The following is a 21,965-nucleotide window of genomic DNA, read 5'->3' as shown; positions in this document are numbered from 1 at the left end:
GGAGCACCCGTGCAGATCCGCGAGCTGGCCGTGCCCGGCGCCTACGAGATCACTCCGCAGCAGCACGGCGACCCCCGCGGCGTCTTCCTCGAGTGGTTCAAGGCCGGCCCCTTCGCCGACGCCGTCGGCCACCCGCTCGACCTGCAGCAGGCCAACGCGTCGGTGTCGGCCGCCGGCGTCCTGCGCGGCATCCACTTCGCCGACGTCCCACCCGGCCAGGCCAAGTACGTCACCTGCGCCACCGGCGCCGTCCTCGACGTCGTCGTCGACCTCCGCACCGGCTCGCCCACCTTCGGACAGTGGGACTCCGTGCTGCTCGACGACGTCGACCGCCGCGCCATCTACCTCGGCGAAGGCCTGGGCCACGCATTCATGTCCCTGGAGGACGACTCCACCGTGCTCTACCTGTGCTCCACCGGCTACAACCCCGGCGCAGAGCACGGCATCCACCCCCTCGACCCCGACACCGGCATCCAGTGGCCCACCACCGCCCGCGACGGCTCACCCCTGGTGCCACAGCTGTCCGCCAAGGACACCGCCGCCCCCACCCTCGCCGAAGCCAAGGCCCAGGGCCTCCTGCCCACCCACGACGCGGTCGAGGCGTACCTGCGCACCCTCGCCGGCTTCGCTGGTTGAGCTTGTCGAAACCCTGCGACCTGCGAGGACACGGGGTTTCGACAAGCTCAACCAGCGGCGCGCGGCCGGGCCAGGGCGCCCAGTCCCGCGAGGGCGAGGTCGGCGAGGGTCACGAGCACCCGGCTGACGAGCACCAGCAGGAGCACGGCGGCGTGCGGCAGCGCCCCGGCCAGCACCGCGAGCAGCACCAGCTCGCGCGCCCCGGCGCCGGCGGGCACGACGACGACGAGGAAGCCCACCACCCAGGCCAGCGCGTAGCCGCCGACGGCGAGGGCCACGCCGCGGGCGTCGGCGGACATGCCCAGGCCGACGGCGAGCACCCACACCTGCCCGCCGGCGAGCAGCCATCCGGCCACGGACCAGAGCGTGGCGGCACCGAGGCCGCGCCACCCCAGCGGGCGGTCGAGCGGGGGGCGGCGCGCGACCCGCAGCGCCCATGCGACCAGCCGGTTCAGCACGGGCGGCAGCAGCACGACCGCGACGGCGGGCAGCGCCCACAGGACCGGCCCGGCGGCCCCCAGCGATCCGGTCGCGACGAAGGGCAGCGCGACCAGCCCGACGACCGCCCCGGAGACGACGCCGACCAGCGTCGCGACCGCCGTCGTCGTCACGGAGGTGCGGCGCGCGATGCCGTGGTCGACGCCGAGCTCGGCCGCCGCGACGACGTTCCACACCCCGCCCGGCACGTACTTGCCGAGCTGGCTCAGGCCGAACACCCGCAGCGCGACCCGCAGGGAGGTCGGGGCGCCGAGGTCGGCGAGCACGACCCGCCACGACGCGAAGGTGCACAGCACGAACGCGAGGGAGAGCACCAGCGCGACGGCGAGGCGCTGCCACGAGAGCGCGGCGGCGGCCCGGGCGAGGTCGTCTCCCGCCGCCACGACGGCGTACACGGCGAGGCCGAGGGCGACCACGAGGAAGCCCCAGCGCACCCACGGGGAGCGCAGCACCCCGAGCGCCCGCGTGAGCCGCCCGGGCGACGCGCCGGCCTCGTCCGTCGCCTTTCCCGCGGCCTCCCCCGTCGGCTCGCCCGTCATGGTCGGACCCCGCGCGCGGCGAGCAGCCGGACCAGCGGGGCGACGACGGCGGCGGGCCGCGCGAGGTCGCGACCGGTCGCCGCGCGGGCGCGGGCGGCGGCGAGGGCGGCGGGGTCGCGCAGGGCGAGCAGCCGGTCGGCCAGCGCTGCCGGGTCGGCGGGCGGGACGAGCTCCAGGTGGCCGCCCAGCAGGCGCCGCTGCGGCTCCGTGTCCGAGGTGACGACCACGCCGCCGGCGGCGAGGCCCTGGAAGACCTTGTTCGGCACGACGCGCAGGCCCTTCGGGGTGGCGGAGAAGATCCCGAGGCAGACGTCGTGGGCGGCGACGAGGGCGGGCAGGTCGGCCGGGGCCACCCAGTCGTGCCAGGTGACGCCGGGCGCGCCCCGCAGCCGGTCGCGGACGGCGGGCAGGTCCTGCCCCGAACCGACGAGGGTGACCTCGAGGCCCCGCCCGCCGTGCGCCGCGTCGTCGGCCGCCCGCGGCAGCGCGACGGCGAGCGCGTCCGCCAGCACGTCCGTGCCCTGGAGCGGGGTGAACAGCCCGAAGAAGACCGCGCGCAGGGGGCGGCCGTCGTCGTCCGGCGCGGACGGACCGGCGGGAGCCGGCGCCGCCTCGAACCAGGGCTCCGGTGCCCCGACGGGCACGACGAGCCCGCGGGCGGCACGCGCGGGCACGAGCTGCCCGAGCATCCGCAGGTGCTCGGGGGTGTCCAGCAGCACGACGTCGGCGCACGACGTGGCGACACGGTCCAGGCCGCGCAGCAGGGTCACCCGCGCGCCGCGCGCGCCCCGGTCGGCGGCCGTGTCGCCGGCGAAGACGAGGTGGTCCAGCAGCACGGGCGTGCGGCCGAACAGGAGGCGGGCCAGCACGACGTCGAAGTGGCCGAGGTAGCCGACGAGCACCGCGTCGGGACGGCCGTGCGCCCGCCGGTGCCGGAGCACGTCGCCCACGAGCAGCGCCCAGCAGCGCAGCAGGCGCACCAGCAGGCCGGGCAGGCGCCACGGCTGCCGCAGCATCCGCACGCGGGCGGCGGTGCTCAGGCCGAGCGGCCGGTCCAGCTCGTGCACCGTGTACCCGTGGGCGCGCAGGCCGGCCACGAGCACGCCCACGCGCGGGTGCCGGGCGGCGTCATACGTGCCGAACGCGAGGATCACGCGTGCGCGTCCTCGTCGTCGGGGGCGGCGGCCGCGCTGGGGACGGCGAGGTCGGGGGCGGTCAGGCCGGGGGCAGCCAGGTTGGCGGCGGCGGCCGGGGAGCCGTCGCGGCCGCCGTGGGCGCGCGGCGCGCCGTACTGGAGCTCCTTGACCCGTTCGAGGGTCTCCTCCACCAGCGTGCGGTTGGTGCGCTGCAGGTCGGCGATGACGAGCAGCGCCAGGCACAGCAGGGCGCCGACGAGCATCGCGCCCGCGAAGACCAGGGACTGCACGTGGCCGCCGGCGTCGCCCTGCGCGAGGAAGACGAGGAAGCGCACCGCGGGCACGGCCGCCGCGACGAAGAACACGGCGCCGAGCGTGAGGAACACCAGGTGCGGGCGGAACATGATCCACGAGCGCACGATGGCCCGGCCCGACCGGCCCATGTGCTGCCAGATGTTGGTGAACAGCCGGGACTCGCGCGTCTTCGCGTTGGTGGTGATCGGCAGGCTCGCGATGCGCAGGCGCTTGTTCCCCGCCTGGATGATCGTCTCCATCGTGTAGCTGAACTGGGTCACGACGTTCAGCCGCAGCAGCGCCGCCCGCGAGTACGCGCGGAACCCGCTCGCCGCGTCGGGCAGCGACGTCCCCGCCGCGGCGCTCACGACGCGGCTGCCGAACCGCTGCATCCGCTTCTTGAACGGGGAGAAGTGCTCGATCGTCGCGGTCTGCCGGTCGGCGACGACGATGTCCGCCTCCCCCGCGAGGATCGGCGCGACGAGGTCGCCGATGCGCTCCGAGGGGTACTGGTTGTCGCCGTCGGTGTTGACGACGACGTCGGCCCCGTGGGCGAGCGCGTAGTCGACGCCGTCCCGGAACGACCGGGCCAGGCCCATCGTGCTGCGGTGCCGCACCACGTGCCGCACGCCCAGGCGGCGGGCGACCTCCGCGGTGCCGTCCGTCGACCCGTCGTCGATCACGAGGACCTCGACGCTGTCGAACCCCTCGATCTCGCGCGGGATCGTCGCGAGCACGAGCGGGAGCGTCCCGGCCTCGTCGAGGCACGGGATCTGGACGAAGAGCTTCATCGCGCATCCTTCGGGGCGCCGGGGACCGCCGGCGACGGGGTGCCGGGGGCCGGGTCGATCGACGACGCCGCGAGTCTACGGGGCCAGGCGAGCCCGACGACCAGGCCGGTCAGCAGCACCGCGGCCGCGACCGCGAGCACGCCGAGCAGCGCGGGCTCGGGCAGCGGGCTCCAGGCCAGCCACCGCTCCACGGCGTCGCCGGACGTCTCCCCGGGGCCCCGGTAGAACGCGCCGAACGCCCACCACAGGCCGCCGACGGCGGCCGCGAGGGCGAGCGTCACGACGACGGGCACGCCCCGCGCGAGGCGCCGGTCGGACCGACGAGCGAGCTGCCAGCCGGCGATCGCCACGGCCGTCGCGAGCGCCGCGACGCCGCCGAACACGTACCGGCCCTGGATCGCGACGAGCCGGCCGGTCTCGGCGTGGAAGTCCCACGCGTTGTACGCGACCCCCAGCGCGAGGGCGGCGGGCAGGAGCAGCACGACGACGGCGGTCCGGCGCGCCCCCGGCAGCACGAGGGCCACGAGGCCCGCGGCCGCCAGGGCCACCGTGCCCCACACCACCCACGCGCCGGCGAGGTGCACCTCGAGCCACGACAGGTTGCCGAAGAAGGACTGCGCCAGGCGGCCCGCGATGATCGACGGCACGTCGGCGTCGGGCACGGTCGCGAGGATGGTCAGCTCGCGGGGCCGGCCGACGGGCTGCACGGCGCCGAGCGTCACGACGTTGCGCACCCACCACCACCCGCCGACGACGAGGGTCATGCCGCCGGCGGCGGCGAGGCGGCCGAGCCGGCCCGGCCAGCGGCGGCCCCGCGCCAGCGCGTACGCCGCGACGACCGTGGGCACGGCGAACGCGAGCATGACCTTGGTGAGCATCCCCAGGCCGAGCACGACGCCGATCGCCACGGCCACCCGCCACCGCAGGTCGCCCGTGACCACCCGCACCGCGAGGTAGGTGGCGGCGGCGCACGCGAGGACGACGAGGGCGTCGTTGTTCACGGCGCCCATGACGTGCCCGAGCTGCGGCAGGAGGAGGGGGAACGCCCCGGCCACGAGGCCCGCCGACGGCGACCCGGTGGCGCGGCGCGCCGACTCGGCGGCGAGCGGCACGACGAGCGCGAGGAGCAGCGCGTCCAGCAGCCGCAGCGCGAGCGTGACCTGGTCCCAGCGCGCGTCGGTCAGGCCGGTCGCGTGCAGCACGCCCGCGCCGAGCGCGTAGTAGAGGGGCGGGTGCTGCGTCATCTGGTCCACCTCGGTGCCCGACGACGCGTCCCCGACGGCGTTGCCGGCGTCGACCAGGGTGCGGTCCTCGCGCGGCACGGGGACGACGTCAACGAACTGCCGCGCGTCCTCGCGGTGCCGCCACCGGCCGGGCAGGTCGGCCGGGTAGGCGGCCTCGTCCACCGCGTCGGCGATCACCGGCGCGAAGTACGCGTCTCCCGGGGGCGGCCAGCCGCCGCCGTACGCGATCCGCAGCACGCTGTTGACGTGGTTCTGCTCGTCCGGGGAGCGGAACATCGGCGTGACGACGGCCCACACCACCGTCCACGCCGCGACGACGAGCGTGAGCACCGCGACGGCGCGCCGGTAGCGGCGGCCCGCCGAGGGGCGCGCGGTGGCCGTGCGAGGGAGGGTGGTGCCGGCCGCCGCGGGAACCGGGCGCGCGTGCGGCGTCGTGTCCGTCACGACCACAGTGTCCCCCAGCGCCCGTCCACGGGCCCCGCGGCGCCGGGGCCCGGACGAGGGTTTCGCCCGATCTTCACCTGCCGTCCCCCGCCGGGCCGCCGACGCCCGCCGGTAGGGTGCCGGGCATGCGCGTTCTCGTGACGGGTGGTGCGGGGTTCATCGGGGCGAACTTCGTCCAGCAGACGGTGGCGGAGCGTCCGGATGCCCGGGTGACGGTGCTGGACGCGTTGACGTATGCCGGGGACCGGTCGTCGCTGGCGCCGGTCGCGGACCGGGTGAGCTTCGTGCAGGGGTCGGTCACGGACGCGGACCTGGTCGACGGGCTCGTCGCGGATGCGGACGTGGTGGTGCACTTCGCCGCGGAGTCGCACAACGACAACTCGTTGACGGACCCGTCGCCGTTCGTGCAGACGAACGTGGTGGGCACGTTCACGCTGCTGGAGGCGGTGCGCCGCCACGGGGTGCGGTACCACCACGTCTCCACCGACGAGGTGTACGGCGACCTGCCGCTGGAGGGCGGTGAGAGGTTCACGCCGGCCACGCCGTACAACCCGTCCAGCCCGTACTCGTCGACGAAGGCCGCCTCGGACCTGCTGGTGCGCGCCTGGGTGCGGTCGTTCGGGATCGAGGCCACGATCTCGAACTGCTCGAACAACTACGGCCCGTACCAGCACGTGGAGAAGTTCATCCCTCGGCAGGTCACGAACCTGATCGACGGGGTGCGGCCGCGGGTGTACGGGGCGGGGGCGAACGTGCGCGACTGGATCCACGTGGCCGACCACAACACGGCGGTGTGGGCGATCATCGAGGCGGGCCGGGTCGGGGAGACGTACCTGATCGGCGCGGACGGCGAGACGTCCAACCTCGAGGTGGTGCGGACCCTGAACGAGCTGTTCGGGCGCGACGCGGACGACTTCGACCACGTCGCGGACCGGGCCGGTCACGACCTGCGGTACGCGATCGACGCCACGAAGCTGCGTACCGAGCTCGGCTGGGCGCCGCGGTTCACCGACTTCCGGTCCGGGCTGGCCGCGACGGTCGACTGGTACCGGGCGAACGAGGACTGGTGGCGACCCGCCAAGGCCGCCGTCGAGGCGAGGTACGCCAGGGGCGGCCAGTGATCCGCCGCACGGTCCGGCCGCCGACAGGCCGCGGAGCAGGGACGACGGCAGGCCCACACATTTCCTCTACCGTCCCGGTCCTCGGGCACCGCAGCCGCGTAACACCGACCCTCTATGCTCGCTTCCCGTGACCCGCACCACCCCACGCCACGTCGCCTCGCGCCCCGGCACCACCACGGGGCCCTCGCACGCCCGCGCGCTGCGCCGGCACACGGTCGCGCGCACCCTGGGGATGGTCCTGACCGCGGTCCTGGCGTTCGTCGCCGTCGGGGGCGCGACCGCGGCGGTGAAGCTCACGGGCAACATCACCGCCGTCGACTCCGACAAGCTGCTCGGTGAGGACCGGCCGGACAAGAAGCTGCCGGAGGACCCGAACGCGGACATGCCGCTGAACATCGTGCTCATGGGCTCCGACAGCCGCGGCGGGGACAACGCCGACATCGTCGGCGACGGCACCGAGGGCGCCCGCTCCGACACCACGATGATCATGCACATCTCGTCCGACCGGTCGCGCGTGGAGATGCTGTCCATCCCCCGCGACACGACCGTCGACATCCCGTCGTGCCCGACATCCTCCGGCGGCCAGACGGCGCCCGTGAACGGCTCGAAGTTCAACGCGGCCTTCGCGCAGGGCGTCATGACCGGCGGGGACGTCGAGTCCGGCGCGCTGTGCACCATGAAGACGATCGAAAGCATCACCGACGTGCAGATGGACGGGTTCGTGGTCGTCGACTTCGCCGGCTTCGAGAAGATGGTCGACGCGCTGGGCGGCGTGAAGATCTGCATCCCGGACGACATCGACGCCCCCAAGGCCGACCACCTCGTGCTGTCCGCGGGCATGCAGGAGCTCGACGGCGACACCGCGCTCAAGTACGCCCGGGCCCGCACCGGCAAGGGGCTGGGCGACGGCTCCGACCTCGGCCGCATCGGCCGGCAGCAGGAGCTGCTGGCCGCCGTCGCCCGCCAGGTGATGAGCGCCGGCACCCTGGCCGACCCGACCAAGTCGCTGAAGTTCCTCGGCGCGGTGACCGGCTCCATGACGATGAGCAGCAACTTCGCGTCCATCCAGGGACTCGCCGGGCTCGCGTACAGCGCGCGCAACGTCCGTCCTGACACCATCGCGTTCATGACCGCGCCGTACGCGTACGACCCGAACAACGCGGCGAACGTCCTGCTCACCGACGAGGCGGACGCGGTCTGGAAGAACCTGTACAACGACGAGCCGCTGAGCGACGCGATCGAGTCGGAGTCGTCCGACGGCGCCAAGGACGGCGCCGAGGACACCGGCAAGGACGACACCACGAAGGACGCCGGCACGCAGGACGCCGAGGCCGGCGACGATGTCGACGCCACCCCGGTGGCCGACGACGACACGGCCGAGGACGGTTCGGGCGACGCCGACAAGGACCCGTCGCCCAAGCGGACCCGCGACGCCGGCAAGGAGGCGTTCACGGGCGCCGACGTGACGTCGGTGTGCGGATGAGCGCGGGGGAACCATGAGCAACGACGAGCAGCGCATCCCGCCGAGCTTCACGCCGTCCGGCGGCCGGTCCGACCGGCCCCGCGGCGCGGGCGACGCCATCCCCGTGGGCGGCGGGTCCCGGCCCTCCGCCCCGCCGACCGGCGGCCGCGTGGGCCGGCGTGACGACGCCGCGCCGGTCGAGCCGCGCGTGCGCCGCCAGTCGTCGCGCGAGATCCCGACGACGCCTCCCGAGCGGCGCGGCAGCGCGCAGCAGAAGCCCCGGTCGTACGCGCCGCGCGGTTCCTCGGCGTCGGCCCCGGCGTCCCGCTCGCCGCAGTCCCGCGCGCCCCAGGCGCGTCAGGGGTCCGGCACCCGCGTCATGCCCGCGTCGACGCCCAGCCAGGCGCGCCGCACCCCTCCGCCCGGCGGCGGCGGGGGCGCCGCCGCGGCGACGGCCGGGGGCGGCGGGTTCCGGGTGCGCAAGGGTCGCGTCGCGGGCCTCGTCCTCGTGCTGCTCCTGGTGCTGCTCCTGGCGTGGCCGATCGGGCTCATGATCTGGGCCAACGGCAAGATCCAGCACATCGACGCCCTGTCGGACGCCAAGGGCACGCCCGGCACCACGTACCTGCTCGCCGGCTCGGACGCCCGCGGCTCGGGCAGCGTCGCCGACGACGGCACCGAGGGCGCCCGCACCGACACGATCATGGTGCTGCACAAGCCCCGCAGCGGGCCGGCCTCGCTCATCTCGATCCCGCGCGACACGTACACCGAGATCCCCGGGCACGACCCGAACAAGATCAACGCCGCGTACTCGTTCGGCGGCGCCCCCCTGCTCGTGCAGACCGTGGAGGGCCTGACGGGCCTGACGGTCGACCACTACGCGGAGGTCGGCTTCGGCAGCGTCGAGGAGCTCGTCGACGCGGTCGGCGGCGTGGAGCTCTGCTACGACGACGACGTCGACGACAAGAAGAGCGGGCTGACGTGGGAGGCCGGCTGCCACGTGGCCGACGGCGAGACCGCGCTCGCGTTCTCCCGCATGCGCTACTCCGACCCCAAGGGCGACATCGGCCGGGCCGAGCGGCAGCAGCAGGTCATCGCCGCCGTCGCCGCGAAGGTCGTCAAGCCGAGCGTGCTGCTGAACCCGGTCAACCAGGTCCAGCTCGTCAACGCCGGCACCGACGCGCTCACCGTGGACCAGAAGACGGGCATCGTCGACCTCGGCCGCCTCGGGCTGGCGTTCAAGGCCGCCACCGGGTCCGACGGCGTCACCGGCACGCCGCCGATCGCCGACCCCGGGTACGACCCCGGCACCGGCGTCGGCTCCACCGTGCTGCTCGACGAGGACAAGGCCGACCAGTTCTGGGCCGACGTCCGCGACGGCGACCTCAAGCCCGGCAGCACCGTCGGCGGCATGCCCGGCTGACCGCCGAGGTAGTCCCGGCCCTGCCGAGGTAGTTCCGACCCTGCCGAGGTAGTCCAGGCCGCGCCGAGGTAGTTCCGACCCTGCCGGACCAGACCGAGCGCGGCATACTGTCCTCGCCGCGGTGCACCGTGCCCGGGCTGCCCGGCCGCCAGCCGGGTACGTACCTGCCCGGAGGCGCCATGCCCGCGACCCCGCTCCCCGACGCCGCGCCCGCGGCAGGCGTCGTCCCCGACGCCGCCCGCGTCCGCTTCCTCGGCCTCGTGGTGCCCCCGGCGCAGCGTCGCGAGCTCGCCGAGCTCTCCGAGCGGCTCGACCTGTCCTCGGGCGACGTGCGCGCCAAGCGGTCCGCGTTCTGGGCGATGCTCGTGCTGTCCGGGATCATCGCGATCGCCGGCGTCGTCACCGACTCCACGGCCACCGTGATCGGGGCGATGATCATCGCTCCCCTGTCGACGCCGATCCTCGGCGTCGGCCTCGGGGTCGTCACCGGTCGGGCCCGTCTGGTGGGGCGTTCCGCGCTGTACGTGCTGGGCGGGATGGCCGCGGTGGTGCTGCTCGGCTGGCTCGTGGCCCTCGCGCTGCCGCAGACGTCCGACGTCGTGACGAACTCCCAGGTCACCGGGCGCACCTCCCCCGGCGTGGGCGACCTCGTCGCCGCGTTCGCCACCGGCTTCGCGGGCGCGATCGCCCTGGCCCGCCGCGACCTCGGCGACGTCCTGCCCGGCATCGCGATCGCCATCTCGCTGGTGCCGCCGCTGGGCGTCGTCGGGGTGTGCCTCGGCGCCGGCGAGCCCGCCCTGGCCGCCGGCGCGCTCCTGCTCTTCTGCTCCAACGTCGTCGCGCTCGTGGTGGCGTCCACGGTGGTGTTCACCGGTGCGGGCTACGCCTCCGACGCCGCGCAGGAGCGCGAAGACGCCGGCCGACGCCGACGCCCGCGCCGCGCCGTCGTGCTCGGCGCGGTCGCGGTGGTCGCGGTGGCCGTGCCGATGGTCGCGAACACCGTGCAGGCGGCGCTCGCCGAGGTCTGGGCGGCGCAGGTGCGCGCGGCGGCCGAGGCGTGGCTGGCCGGTACTCCGGCCGCCGTCGTCGAGGACGTCACCTGGCAGGGCACGAGCCTCGTCGTCGACGTCCGCGGGCCGGCGGAGCTGCCCGACGTCGACCCGCTGCAGCGCGCGGTCGACGAGCTGGTCCCGTGGGACCCCGAGGTGACGGTGGTGCACACCGTCGGGGAGCGCGTCGAGGGCTGAGCCCCGCGCGCCGCCGTCAGGCGGAGAAGCCGGTGCGGCGCGCGCCCTCGCGGGCGGCGCGCAGCGTGTCCCCCTTGGCGCGGGCGACGGCGCCGAGCTCGGCCTGGAACGCCACCATCCGCTCGCGCAGGGCGAGCGACTCGGCGTCCGTGCCCGCGGCGAGGATCCGGGCGGCGAGCAGGCCCGCGTTGCGCGCGCCGCCGATGGACACGGTCGCGACGGGCACGCCGGCCGGCATCTGCACGATCGACAGCAGCGAGTCCATGCCGTCCAGGTACCGCAGCGGCACCGGGACCCCGATCACCGGCAGCGGCGTGACGGCGGCGAGCATCCCGGGCAGGTGCGCGGCGCCGCCGGCGCCCGCGACGATCGCGCGCAGCCCGCGCTCCGAGGCGGACCGGCCGTAGTCGATCATCTCGGTGGGCATGCGGTGCGCGGAGACGACGTCGACCTCGACCTCGACGCCGAGCTCGGCGAGGGCGTCCGCGGCGGCCTCCATCACCGGCCAGTCGGAGTCCGACCCCATGACGATCCCGACGGCGGGCTGCGTGCTCATGCGTGCTCCTCGTTCCCGGTGGTTGAGCCCGTCGAATCCCCACGCAGCAGCGCGGCGGCCTCGAGGGCGCGACGGCGGACCTCGTCGAGGTCGGCGCCGCTGACGTTGACGTGCCCGAGCTTGCGGCCGGGCCGGATGCCCTTGCCGTACAGGTTGACGCGCGCCTCGGGGAACCGCGCGAGCACCTCGGGCAGGGCGTCGGTGAGGGAGTCGAGGCTCGAGCCGAGCACGTTCGCCATCACGGTCCAGGGCGCCCGGGCGCCGGTGTCGCCGAGCGGCAGGTCGAGCACCGCCCGCAGGTGCTGCTCGAACTGGCTCGTCACCGCGCCGTCGATCGTCCAGTGGCCCGAGTTGTGCGGGCGCATCGCGAGCTCGTTGACCCACACCGCGGCGGAGCCGTCGGACTCCCGGGTCTCGAACAGCTCGACGGCGAGGACGCCCGTGACGCCGAGCCCCTCCGCGACCTCGACGGCGATCCTGCGCGCCTCCGCGTCGACCGCCGGGTCGAGGTCGGGCGCGGGGGCCACGACCTCCGCGCACACGCCGTCGCGCTGGACCGACTCGACGACCGGCCAGGTGCGCACCTCGCCGGACGGGCGGCGGGCGACCAGCGCCGCGAGCTCGCGCACGAACGGCACCTTCCGCTCCACGAGCAGCGGCGGGGCGCCGTCGGCGGCGGCCTGCAGCCAGTCCGCGACGTCGTCGGGCGACGACACGACACGCACGCCCTTGCCGTCGTAGCCCCCGCGGGAGGTCTTCACCACGGCCTCGTGGCCGGCCTCGTCGGCCAGGAAGGCGGCCAGCTCCTCGCGGGCCGCGGCGGGGTCGGTCGGCAGCGCGGCCCAGCGCGGGCACGGCAGGCCCAGGTCGGTCAGCCGGCGCCGCATGACGATCTTGTCCTGCGCCTGGACCAGGGCGTCGGGGCCGGGGCGCACGGGCGTGCCGTGGTCGATGAGGTCCTGCAGCAGCGCGTTCGGCACGTGCTCGTGCTCGAAGGTGAGCACCGCGGCGGGCGCGCGCCCGTCGTCCGGGGCGATGAGGGCACGGATCGCGGCGTCGTCGCTCGCCACCCCGACCGGTGCGTCGGCGACGACCTGCGCGGCGGAGGACGCCGGGTCCTCGACCAGCACCCGCAGGCTCACCCCCAGCTCGGCGGCGGCGGGAGCCATCATGCGGGCGAGCTGGCCACCCCCCACGACGGCGACGACAGGGGCTGCGCTGGCGGGGCTGGCTGAGGTGGGTCCGGTCACGGGCATCGAGGATACCGGCCGCCGACCCGGCTCAGTCGCCGTGGTGGTGCAGCCAGCCGCGCCGGCGGCCGCGCGACGAGATGGTGGTGCCGGGCGGCAGCACCATGTGCGGGTCGAGGGTGCGCGGGACGCCCGCGAGGAAGAGCGCGAAGACCGGCGGCCGGCGCTGCACGAGGTCGAGCCGCCCGCCGTCGGCGGCCGCCAGGTCCCGCGCCAGCGCGAGGCCCAGCCCCGTGCTGCCGCCCGTCGTCGTGCCCCGCTCGAAGATCCGCGTCGCGACGTCGTCGGCCACGCCCTCGCCCTCGTCCGCGACCTCGATCGCGACCGCCCCCGTCGTGCCCGACGGCCGCGACCGCACCGTCGTCGTGCCGTCGCCGTACTTAAGCGAGTTCTCCAGCAGGGTGGCGATGATCTGCGCCAGGGCGCCCGGCGTCGCGAGCACCTGCATCCCGTCCGGGACCTCGATGACGAGCCGGCGCCCGGCCCGCTCGAACGTCGGCGCCCACTCCTCCTCCTGCTGGTGCACGACGTCGGCCAGCACCACGGCCTCGGTCGTGCCGCCCTGCGACCGGCGCGACGCGGCCAGCAGGTCGTCGACCACGGTGACCAGCCGCTCCACCTGCTCCAGCGAGATGCGGGCCTCCTCGACGACCTCGGGGTCGTCGGAGGCGAGGGTGATCTCCTCGAGGCGCATGGTGAGCGCCGTCAGCGGCGTGCGCAGCTGGTGCGACGCGTCCTGCGTGAACTGCCGCTCGGCCGCCAGCCGCCCGGCGAGCCGGTCGGCGGACCTGGCCAGCTCGGCGGCGACCAGGTCGATCTCCTCCACCCCCGAGGGCTCCAGGCGCGGGCGCACCTGGCCCGACCCCAGCTGCTCCGCGGACGCCGCGAGGTAGACCAGCGGGGCGGACAGCCGGTTCGCCTGCCACACCGCGACCGCGATGCCGGCCGCGATCGCGACGATGCCCGCGATGATGACGAGCACCACGGTCTGCGCGGACTTCACGTACGCGCTGATGGCCGACACCGTCATCGACACGCCCACGTTCTGGTCCGTGAGCTTGGCCTTGTCGATCGTCGGCGGGGAGACCGGCTCGCCGGCCGTGAGCTGGGTGCCGTCCGGCAGCGTCACGACGACGTACGCCGGCAGGTCGCCGTCGCTGCCCTCGGCGGCGCGCTGCACCGTCGCGTCGCCGACGACATCGCCCCGCTCGAGGGAGTTGTCGACGCTCCGCGCGAGGGTGTCCACCCGGTTGGTGACCCGCTGCTCCTCGTTGGCCAGGACGTACCGGGCCCCGAAGATGCCGAGGGGGACGCCGAGCAGGAGCACGGCGACGGCGACCGCGGAGATGGTCGCCAGCAGGACGCGGCGACGCACGAGGTCAGCCCTGGCCCGCCGGCGTCAGCTCGCGCCGAGCTCGAAGCGGAACCCGAGCCCTCGCACGGTGGAGACGTAGCGCGGGGCGTTGGCGTCGTCGCCGAGCTTGCGACGCAGCCACGACACGTGCATGTCGAGCGTCTTGGTGGACCCCACCGGGTCCGAACCCCAGACGTCGCGCATCAGCGTGTCGCGCACCACGACCGACCCAGCGTTCGCGACCAGCACCTTGAGCAGGTCGAACTCCTTGGTGGTCAGGTGCAGCTCGCGGTCGCCCTGGAACGCGCGGTGCGCCGAGACGTCGACCCGCACGTCCTGCGCGCGCAGCTCCTCGTCCTCGCCCGTCTCGCCGTGCGTGCGGCGCAGCAGCGCCCGGACGCGGGCGAGCAGCTCCGCGAGGCGGAACGGCTTCGTGACGTAGTCGTCGGCGCCGGCGTCGAGCCCGACGACCAGGTCCACCTCGTCGGCGCGGGCGGTGAGGACCAGCACCGGCACCGTCAGCCCGGAGCCGCGGATCTCGCGCGCCACGTCCAGGCCGTCCATGTCGGGAAGGCCCAGGTCGAGGACGACGATGTCCGCGGTCCCGGCGTTGTCGACGGCTCCTTGACCAGTTCCTTGCACGATGACGTCGTAACCCTCACGCGTGAGAGCCCGCGCCAAAGGCTCGGCAATAGCCGGGTCGTCCTCGGCCAGCAGTACGTGGGTCATTCCCTCATGCTAGCGGCAACGTCGCTGGTCCTGGACCCCTCCGCACGCCGCGTCGGCACGTGGCGCGTGTGACATCGAGATGACGTGCCGCCGCAACGAGCCAGGCCCGCGGCCGGCCGGCCGGCGTGGTCCCACCGTCGTCCCGCAGGACGACGCCCCCGCAGGCGCCGTCCGACCCCGGGGGGACGCGGCCGCCGGGGCGCCCACCTACCCTGACGGACATGAGCTGGATCGAGAGGATGGCGCGCTGGTTCGAGGCGCACCGCTTCGGCGTCGACCTGACGACGACCGTGCTGCTCGCCGCGTTCATGCTCACGTCGGCCACCGACCTGTACTCGACCGAGCCCTACCTCACGCGCACCGGGTCCATCGCCTGGACCTTCGCCATGCTCGCGCCGCTCCCGTGGCGGCGCACCCGGCCGGTGCCGTCCGCGGTGGCGATCTTCGCCGTCGCGCTCGCGCACATCCTCGCCGGCTTCCCGATGATCATGCCCGGCGACCTGCTGATCCTCGTCGCGCTGTTCTCCGTCACCGTCTACGGCCCCACGTGGGCGCACGTCACCGCGATCTGCTCGACGGCCGTCGGGAGCGTCGTCGTCCTGCCGGTCGCCGTCGGGGTCCGCACGGGCCAGAGCGCGTCCGCCGCCCTCGAGATGGTCCCCGTCGGGATCTTCTGCCTGGTCACGGCCCTGGCCGTGTGGGCCTTCGCGCTCGTGCGGCGGTCCCGCCGCGTCACCATGGACGCGCTGCGCGACCGCGCCCACCGCCTCGAGATCGAGCGCGACCAGCAGGCGCAGATCGCCGCGGCCGCCGAGCGAGCCCGCATCGCCCGCGAGATGCACGACATCGTCGCGCACTCCCTGTCCATCGTCGTCGCGCAGGCCGACGGCGGCCGGTACGCCGCGGCATCGGCCCCCGAGGCCGCCGTGCGCGCCCTGGGCACCATCAGCGAGACCGGCCGCACGGCACTCACCGACATGCGCCGACTGCTCGGCGTGCTGCGCTCGCAGGACGACGAGGACGAGGCGCAGGCCGGCGGGCGCGGCGACGCGCCCGCCGGCGGCGCGCCCGCCCGGGGACTGCCGGCCGCTGCCGCGCCGTCGTCGTCCCGCGACGAGCCGCGCTCCGCCCGCCCCGCGCCCCAGCCGGGCGTCGAGGAGATCGAGGACCTCGTCGCCCAGGCGCGCGACGGCGGGCAGCGCGTGTCGCTGGTGCGCGTCGGCGAGCCGCGCACCCTGCCGGCGGGCATGGGCCTGACGCTGTACCGCGTGTGCCAGGAGTCGCTGACCAACGTGCGCAAGCACGCCGGGCCCGACCCGGCCGTCACCGTCGCCGTGCGCTGGACGCCGTCGACCGTCGAGCTCGAGGTGCTCGACGACGGCCGCGGCGCCGCCGCGACCGAGCACGACCCCGGCTTCGGGCTGCGCGGCATGCGCGAGCGGGCCAACCTGTACGGCGGCACGCTCGAGACCGGGCCCCGCCGCGGCGGCGGCTTCCGCGTGCACCTCGAGCTGCCGCTGCCCGGCGCGCCCGTGCCCGCCGGTCCGCCCGCCCCGTCCAGCAGCCCGCCGACCACCACCGCCTCGCCGACAGCCACCCAGGAGGACGCATGACCCCGCCCGCCGACGTCGCGCCCCCCGCGCCCGGACCCTTGCCCGGCCCCGCGGGCGGCGTCGTGCGCGTCGCGCTGGTCGACGACCAGCAGCTCGTGCGCGCCGGGTTCCGCATGGTCATCGACTCGCAGCCCGACCTGGAGGTCGCGCTCGAGGCCGGGGACGGCGCCCAGGCGCTGCGGCTGCTGGCCGACCACCGCGTCGACGTCGTGCTCATGGACGTGCGCATGCCGCACCTCGACGGACTCACCGCCACGGCCCGCCTCACCGCCGCGCCCGACGCGCCACGCGTCATCGTGCTCACCACGTTCGACCTGGACGAGTACGTGCTCGAGGCGATCCGCAGCGGCGCGTCGGGGTTCCTGCTCAAGGACGCCCCGCCCGAGGAGATGCTCGCCGCCATCCGCACCGTGCACGCCGGGGACGCCGTCATCGCGCCGTCGTCCACCCGTCGTCTGCTGGAGCACCTGGTCACCGCGCTGCCCGCCGACCAGGCGGCGCCCCAGCACGACGCGCTCGCCGGCCTCACCGACCGCGAGCGCGAGGTGCTGGTGCTCATGGCCCGCGGGCGCTCGAACACCGAGATCGCCGCCGACCTGTTCGTCGCCGAGGCCACCGTGAAGACGCACGTCGGGCGCATCCTCGCCAAGCTCGACGCGCGTGACCGCGTGCAGGCCGTCGTGACCGCCTACGAGACCGGCCTCGTCCGCCCGGGCTCCTGACCCGCGACCTGTCAGGACCACACGCACGTTCCTGTGGTCCTGGCCCTGACAACCGCCGGGCGCGCCGAGTTGTCAGGGCCACGCGCGCGTTCTGGTGCTCCTGGCCCTGACACGTCACCAGCCGAGATGGTGGCGCACGACGGCGAGCACCCGCTCCGGCTCGTAGCGCGCGGCCATCGCGGGCAGGCGGACCCGCACGGTGGCGGCGTCGGCGCCGATCTCGGCGTCGCGCAGCAGGTCGTCGTACCAACGGTCGCGCTCCAGGTGCCCGACGCCGTCGATCTCGACGACGAACCGCCGCCCGCCCGGCAACCGCCACTCGACGTCGAGGAAGCGCCGTCGACCGCGTGCGTCGACGCGGACCGCCTGTCTGCTGGGCTCCGGAAGCCCGCCGTCCCGACACAGCCGGGCGAAGTCGATCTCGGCGAGCGAGTCCGCGCCGCCGACGACGTCCGCGAGCGCCAGGCGCATGACCTTGCGGTGCCGCACCTTGCCCACCGCGTCGAGCATGGCGAACAGGTCGTCGGTGGTGGCGAGGCGCTGCTGCACGACGGCGGCCATCAGCCCGGCGGCGGTGCGCCACGAGCGCTGCCACGCCGCGGCGTCGACGGCGGCTCGGGCGACGCCGTGCACCGGTAGCCCGCCGGCATCGACAACGTCCTCGTCGCGCAGCCGCCGTGACTCGTGCACCACGAGCCACGGGTGCCGGTCGGGGTACGCGCCGCGCGGGACGACGAGGTGGATCGGCTCGCGGTGCCACCCCTGCAGCCCGTCGACCTCCAGCGCGCTCCACGAGCCGATCACGCTGCCCCGCGGTGCGCCGAGCACGGCCGCCCAGCGTCGTCCAGCCCGGTGCAGCGGCCCTCGGTGGGTGACGAGCACCTGCTCGCTCAGCGCCCGCCACCGCAGCGCTGCCAGGTGGCAGGCCACCTCGTGGTGCCCGACGCCGAGGGCGCCGAGCTGCGTGCGAGTGACGACGCCGTGCTGTCGACGGATGATCTCCCGCAGCACGGGGACCTTCATGTACACGTCGCGTGATCCGGTCATGGCGGCGAGCGTGGCAAGGGCGGGCGTCGGACGTCGTCCTGTGGGCCGCCCGTTGTGGACGTCGCCCTCCCCGCCCGGTCTGTGTGCAGCCTCTCCCCCGCGAGCTGTCAGGGCCACGACCACCGGAACACGCTCCTGGCCCTGACAGCCGCTCGGGCCGGCGAGCTGTCAGGGCCAGGAGCACCGCAACCCGCGCGTGGTCCTGACAAGTCGCAGGCGCGCAGGTCAGGGACGGTTCAGGGTGCCGGTCAGGGTCGGTGTCATACCTGGGGATGACCTGGGAGCGCGCGAGGACCCACCCTCGGGCCGATGTCGGCGGCCCGGGCGCTCCGTAGCGTCGGTGGTGTCCTGGTCGGAGGCTCCACGGAGCTCCCGGCCACCACCCCGAGACACCGGAGAGCTTCCGTGGACACGACCGTGTACGTCCCGATCCCCGACGAGGGCACCGCCGCCCGTCCGACCGTCACCCCGGCCGTGCGGGCCCGCGCCCTGACCAAGACGTACGGCCGCGGCGAGGCGCAGGTGCGCGCGCTGGACGGCGTCGACGTCGACTTCACGGCCGGCCGCTTCACCGCGATCATGGGCCCGTCCGGCTCGGGCAAGTCGACCCTCATGCACCTGCTCGCCGGCCTCGACAGCGCGACGAGCGGCCAGTCGTTCATCGGCTCCACCGAGGTGACCGGCCTGAACGACAAGGCGCTCACCGCGCTGCGCCGCACCCGCGTCGGCTTCGTGTTTCAGCAGTTCAACCTGCTGCCGATGTTCACCGCCGAGCAGAACATCACGCTGCCCGTGGAGCTCGCGGGCGGCACGGTCGACAAGGAGTGGCTCGGCACCCTCGTCGACACGCTCGGCCTGGGCAAGCGGCTCACGCACCGCCCGAGCGAGCTGTCCGGCGGCCAGCAGCAGCGCGTCGCCATCGCGCGTGCCCTCATCGCCCAGCCCGACGTCGTCTTCGCGGACGAGCCGACCGGCAACCTCGACTCGCGCTCCGGCGCGGAGGTGCTGAGCTTCCTGCGCCGCTCGGTGCGCGAGCTCGGCCGCACGATCATCATGGTCACCCACGACCCGGCGGCCGCCGCGTACGCGGACCGCGTCGTCCTCATCGCCGACGGCAAGATCGCCGGCGACATCACCGACCCGACGCCGGAGTCCGCCCTGGCCGGCCTCGACGCGCTGCGGACGGTGGCCTCGCGATGATCCGCCTCACCCTGTCGCAGATGCGGCGCAGCGCCGGCCGGCTCGCCGCCGCCGGCATCGCGATCGTCATCGGCACCGCGTTCGTCGCGATCACCCTCCTCGCGGGCAACGTCATCACCCGCACCACCTACGACTCGATCGCCGCCCAGTTCACGGGCGCCGACCTCGTGGTCCGCGGCGTCCCCGCGGACGACGCCGCCCTCGACGCCGTGCGCGACGCCGACGGCGTCGCCACCGCCGACCCGCAGCTCGTGTCCTACCAGCAGCTCGAGTCGGGCGGCCGCACCATCTTCCAGGCCGTGCTGGCCGAGCCCACCGACACGAGCGTGCTGCCGCTCGAGGTCGCCGACGGCACCCTGCCGGAGAAGTCGGGCGAGATCGCCCTGCCGGTCGACGTGGCCGAGCGCCTCGACGCGACGCCGGGCGATCAGGTCACCCTCGTGCGCAACGTCCTCGAGGGCGACCAGGAGACCGACGAGGACCCGTGGACCGAGGTCCGCGAGAAGCTCACCGTCTCCGGCACGCTCACCGACCCGTACGGCGCGTACTCGATGCAGGGCGGCGCGGCCGTCGCCCCGGCGGCGGACGTCACCGGCTGGGAGGACGACCTGCGCGCCCCCGGCGAGGAGCCGGTCGACCCGGCCACGGTGCTCGTCACGCTCGACGACCCCGCCGACGTCGAGGCGGCCCGCACGGCCATCACCGGCGCGCTCACGAACGCCGCCGCGGCCGCGGGCACCGACACGTCGGACCTCAAGGTCGTGACCCCGGAGGAGCACGCCGAGTCCGTGGCGAACGAGATGACCGGCGGCGACAACGTCATCTTCACGACGTTCGTGCTGGTCTTCGCCGCCGTCGCGCTGCTGGTCGCCGCGCTCGTCATCGCGAACACCTTCCAGGTGCTGGTCGCCCAGCGCACCCGCACCCTCGCCCTGCTGCGCTGCGTCGGCGCGGACAAGGGCCAGCTGCGCCGGTCGGTGCTGTTCGAGGCCGCCGTGCTCGGCCTGGTCTCGTCCGTGGTCGGCCTCGCGGCCGGCGTCGGACTGGGCCAGCTGGCGCTCGTGATCGGCCGCGGCATGGACCTCGGCGTCCCGCTCCCGGCGACGGTGAGCGTCACCCCGGCGGTCGTGCTCATCCCGCTCGTGGTCGGCACGCTGGTGACGCTCGTCGCGGCGCTCTCCCCCGCCCGGGCCGCGACCCGCGTCGCCCCGCTCGAGGCGCTCCGCCCCGCCGACGCACCGTCGGCCGCCCGCGGCGCCGGCCGCGTGCGCCTGGTCCTGTCGATCCTCGTCTCCGTGATCGGGTTCGCCCTCCTGGGCGGCGGCGTCGCGGTGAGCACGGTCGGCGAGGAGCCCAGCATGGGCCTCCTGGTCGCCGTCGCGGGCGGCGTGCTGTCGTTCCTCGGCGTCCTCGTGGGGGCCGTGTTCTGGCTGCCGCGCGTGGTGGCGCTCGCCGGGCGCCTGGTCGGCATGTCCGGCCCGACGGCGAAGCTCGCCGCGGCGAACACCCTGCGCAACCCGCGGCGCACCGCGGCGACGTCCACGGCGCTGCTCATCGGCGTCACGCTCGTCGGGATGATGTCGACGGGCGCCGCGAGCGCCCGGGTGACGATGGACTCCGAGCTGGACTCCCGCTACCCGGTGGACGTCACCGTCTCGACCGACCTGTCGAGCGACCCCGCGGCGGTCGCGGCGGGCGACGGCTCCGTGCCCGCGGTGCCGGACACGCTGGCCGACACGGTCCGCGACGTCGCCGGCGTGTCGACCGTCCTCGAGTCTCCCGCGACGGCCGCCACGGTGGCCGGGGACGGCGTCGACGACGGGCTCGCGCTCACCGTGCGCGCCCTCGACCCCGCCGACGCCGCGTCGGTGCTGCGCAGCACCGAGACGGTCGAGCCGCTCGCGGCGGGCACCGCCGTCGTGCCGGAGGACGTCGCCGACGTCTGGGGCATCAGCGACGGTCAGGCCCTCACCCTCACCGGCCCCGACGGGACCCTGAAGGTCACGGCGGCGGTCACCGAGCTCGCCGACGGCGGGATGGTCGTGGTCCCGGGCGACCTGGCCGCCCTCGACGCCGACGCCCCCGTGACGAGCCTGTGGGTGGGTCTCGACGACCCGGGCGACGCGGCGGACGTCGTGCCCACGATCCAGGACGCGGTGGCCGACACCGAGGCGCCGGCCGACGTCATGGGCGCGGCGGTGGAGCGCGCCGGCTTCCAGCAGGTGATCGACACCGCGCTGGGGATCGTCGTGGGGCTGCTCGCGGCCGCCGTCGTGATCGCGCTGATCGGCGTGGCGAACACGCTGTCGCTGTCGGTCATCGAGCGGCGCCGGGAGTCCGCGACCCTGCGGGCGATCGGGCTGTCGAAGGGACAGCTGCGCGGCATGCTCGCGGTCGAGGGCCTGCTCATCGCGCTCGTCGGCGCGGTGCTCGGCGTGCTGCTCGGGCTGGTCTACGGCTGGGCCGGCGCGGCGGCGGCGCTCGGCTGGGCGGGCACCCCCGTCATCGTGGTCCCGTGGCGCGACGTGCTGGTGATGCTCGTCGTGGCCGCCGTCGCGGGGCTGGTGGCGTCCGTCGCCCCCGCCCGCGCCGCGGTGAAGACCTCCCCCGTGGAGGCCCTGGCCAGCGAGTAGCGGGAGTTGTCCACAGGCCGTCCCCG

At 75.2% G+C, this 21,965-nt stretch carries 18 protein-coding genes; 9 read left to right on the top strand and 9 right to left on the bottom strand.

Annotation, left to right across the window (positions count from 1 at the left end):
• Positions 1-9: 9 nt before the first annotated feature.
• Positions 10-636, top strand: a complete 627-nt coding sequence (locus AAG589_RS13535) for a dTDP-4-dehydrorhamnose 3,5-epimerase family protein (RefSeq protein ID WP_430567762.1) — start codon at positions 10-12, stop codon at positions 634-636.
• A 47-nt stretch (positions 637-683) separates the two neighbouring features.
• Here AAG589_RS13535 and AAG589_RS13530 read toward each other — a convergent pair whose 3' ends face one another.
• From AAG589_RS13530 to AAG589_RS13515, 4 genes are read right to left on the bottom strand one after another with little or no spacing between them, the layout of a single operon-like run.
• Positions 684-1,673: a lysylphosphatidylglycerol synthase domain-containing protein gene (locus AAG589_RS13530; RefSeq protein ID WP_430567761.1), complete on the bottom strand. Its 990-nt coding sequence runs from the start codon at positions 1,671-1,673 to the stop codon at positions 684-686.
• On the bottom strand, positions 1,670-2,827 hold the full coding sequence (locus tag AAG589_RS13525) for a glycosyltransferase (RefSeq protein ID WP_430567760.1): 1,158 nt from the start codon (positions 2,825-2,827) through the stop codon (positions 1,670-1,672). The genes AAG589_RS13530 and AAG589_RS13525 overlap by 4 nt, the downstream gene beginning before the upstream one ends.
• Complete coding sequence (locus tag AAG589_RS13520; protein ID WP_430567759.1) at positions 2,824-3,894, bottom strand: glycosyltransferase family 2 protein; 1,071 nt, start codon at positions 3,892-3,894, stop codon at positions 2,824-2,826. The genes AAG589_RS13525 and AAG589_RS13520 overlap by 4 nt, the downstream gene beginning before the upstream one ends.
• The gene (locus tag AAG589_RS13515; protein ID WP_430567758.1) at positions 3,891-5,582 is read right to left on the bottom strand and encodes a DUF2142 domain-containing protein; all 1,692 of its coding nucleotides are present in this window, start codon (positions 5,580-5,582) and stop codon (positions 3,891-3,893) included. The genes AAG589_RS13520 and AAG589_RS13515 overlap by 4 nt, the downstream gene beginning before the upstream one ends.
• A 125-nt stretch (positions 5,583-5,707) precedes the next feature.
• Between AAG589_RS13515 and rfbB the strand changes: the two genes are divergently transcribed.
• The 4 genes from rfbB (at position 5,708) to AAG589_RS13495 (ending at position 10,835) form a co-directional block, all read left to right on the top strand.
• Entirely contained in the window at positions 5,708-6,703 is a 996-nt protein-coding gene (gene rfbB / locus AAG589_RS13510; RefSeq protein WP_430567757.1) for a dTDP-glucose 4,6-dehydratase, read from the top strand.
• A 127-nt stretch (positions 6,704-6,830) separates the two neighbouring features.
• Positions 6,831-8,186: an LCP family protein gene (locus tag AAG589_RS13505; protein WP_430567756.1), complete on the top strand. Its 1,356-nt coding sequence runs from the start codon at positions 6,831-6,833 to the stop codon at positions 8,184-8,186.
• Between the two features lie 13 nt (positions 8,187-8,199).
• The gene (locus AAG589_RS13500) at positions 8,200-9,588 is read left to right on the top strand and encodes an LCP family protein (RefSeq protein WP_430567755.1); all 1,389 of its coding nucleotides are present in this window, start codon (positions 8,200-8,202) and stop codon (positions 9,586-9,588) included.
• A 179-nt stretch (positions 9,589-9,767) separates the two neighbouring features.
• Positions 9,768-10,835: a TIGR00341 family protein gene (locus AAG589_RS13495; RefSeq protein WP_430567754.1), complete on the top strand. Its 1,068-nt coding sequence runs from the start codon at positions 9,768-9,770 to the stop codon at positions 10,833-10,835.
• A 16-nt stretch (positions 10,836-10,851) separates the two neighbouring features.
• On the opposite strand, the gene purE is transcribed toward AAG589_RS13495, so the two are convergent.
• The 4 genes from purE to AAG589_RS13475 are packed head-to-tail and all read right to left on the bottom strand — an operon-like array spanning position 10,852 to position 14,724.
• Positions 10,852-11,391, bottom strand: a complete 540-nt coding sequence (gene purE, locus AAG589_RS13490) for a 5-(carboxyamino)imidazole ribonucleotide mutase (protein ID WP_430567753.1) — start codon at positions 11,389-11,391, stop codon at positions 10,852-10,854.
• Positions 11,388-12,647 carry a 5-(carboxyamino)imidazole ribonucleotide synthase gene (locus tag AAG589_RS13485; RefSeq protein WP_446719739.1) on the bottom strand — a complete coding sequence of 420 codons (1,260 nt, stop codon included), beginning with the start codon at positions 12,645-12,647 and terminating at the stop codon, positions 11,388-11,390. The genes purE and AAG589_RS13485 overlap by 4 nt, the downstream gene beginning before the upstream one ends.
• A gap of 25 nt (positions 12,648-12,672) precedes the next feature.
• On the bottom strand, positions 12,673-14,016 hold the full coding sequence (locus AAG589_RS13480; protein WP_430567752.1) for an ATP-binding protein: 1,344 nt from the start codon (positions 14,014-14,016) through the stop codon (positions 12,673-12,675).
• A gap of 24 nt (positions 14,017-14,040) precedes the next feature.
• The gene (locus tag AAG589_RS13475; RefSeq protein WP_430567751.1) at positions 14,041-14,724 is read right to left on the bottom strand and encodes a response regulator transcription factor; all 684 of its coding nucleotides are present in this window, start codon (positions 14,722-14,724) and stop codon (positions 14,041-14,043) included.
• Positions 14,725-14,945: 221 nt separating this feature from the next.
• Between AAG589_RS13475 and AAG589_RS13470 the strand changes: the two genes are divergently transcribed.
• Positions 14,946-16,337, top strand: a complete 1,392-nt coding sequence (locus AAG589_RS13470; RefSeq protein ID WP_430567750.1) for a sensor histidine kinase — start codon at positions 14,946-14,948, stop codon at positions 16,335-16,337.
• On the top strand, positions 16,334-17,059 hold the full coding sequence (locus AAG589_RS13465) for a response regulator transcription factor (protein WP_430567749.1): 726 nt from the start codon (positions 16,334-16,336) through the stop codon (positions 17,057-17,059). The genes AAG589_RS13470 and AAG589_RS13465 overlap by 4 nt, the downstream gene beginning before the upstream one ends.
• Positions 17,060-17,173: 114 nt before the next feature.
• On the opposite strand, the gene AAG589_RS13460 is transcribed toward AAG589_RS13465, so the two are convergent.
• The gene (locus AAG589_RS13460) at positions 17,174-18,106 is read right to left on the bottom strand and encodes a hypothetical protein (protein ID WP_430567748.1); all 933 of its coding nucleotides are present in this window, start codon (positions 18,104-18,106) and stop codon (positions 17,174-17,176) included.
• Between the two features lie 405 nt (positions 18,107-18,511).
• Between AAG589_RS13460 and AAG589_RS13455 the strand changes: the two genes are divergently transcribed.
• Both AAG589_RS13455 and AAG589_RS13450 read left to right on the top strand, forming a co-directional pair.
• Positions 18,512-19,306, top strand: a complete 795-nt coding sequence (locus AAG589_RS13455) for an ABC transporter ATP-binding protein (protein WP_446719738.1) — start codon at positions 18,512-18,514, stop codon at positions 19,304-19,306.
• The gene (locus tag AAG589_RS13450; RefSeq protein WP_430567747.1) at positions 19,303-21,939 is read left to right on the top strand and encodes an ABC transporter permease; all 2,637 of its coding nucleotides are present in this window, start codon (positions 19,303-19,305) and stop codon (positions 21,937-21,939) included. The genes AAG589_RS13455 and AAG589_RS13450 overlap by 4 nt, the downstream gene beginning before the upstream one ends.
• Positions 21,940-21,965: the final 26 nt, after the last annotated feature.

The sequence above is a fragment of the Isoptericola sp. F-RaC21 genome, from assembly GCF_038593535.1.
In the GTDB taxonomy this organism is placed as follows: Bacteria; Actinomycetota; Actinomycetes; order Actinomycetales; family Cellulomonadaceae; genus Isoptericola.
This window is presented reverse-complemented; position numbering and strand designations above follow the sequence as displayed.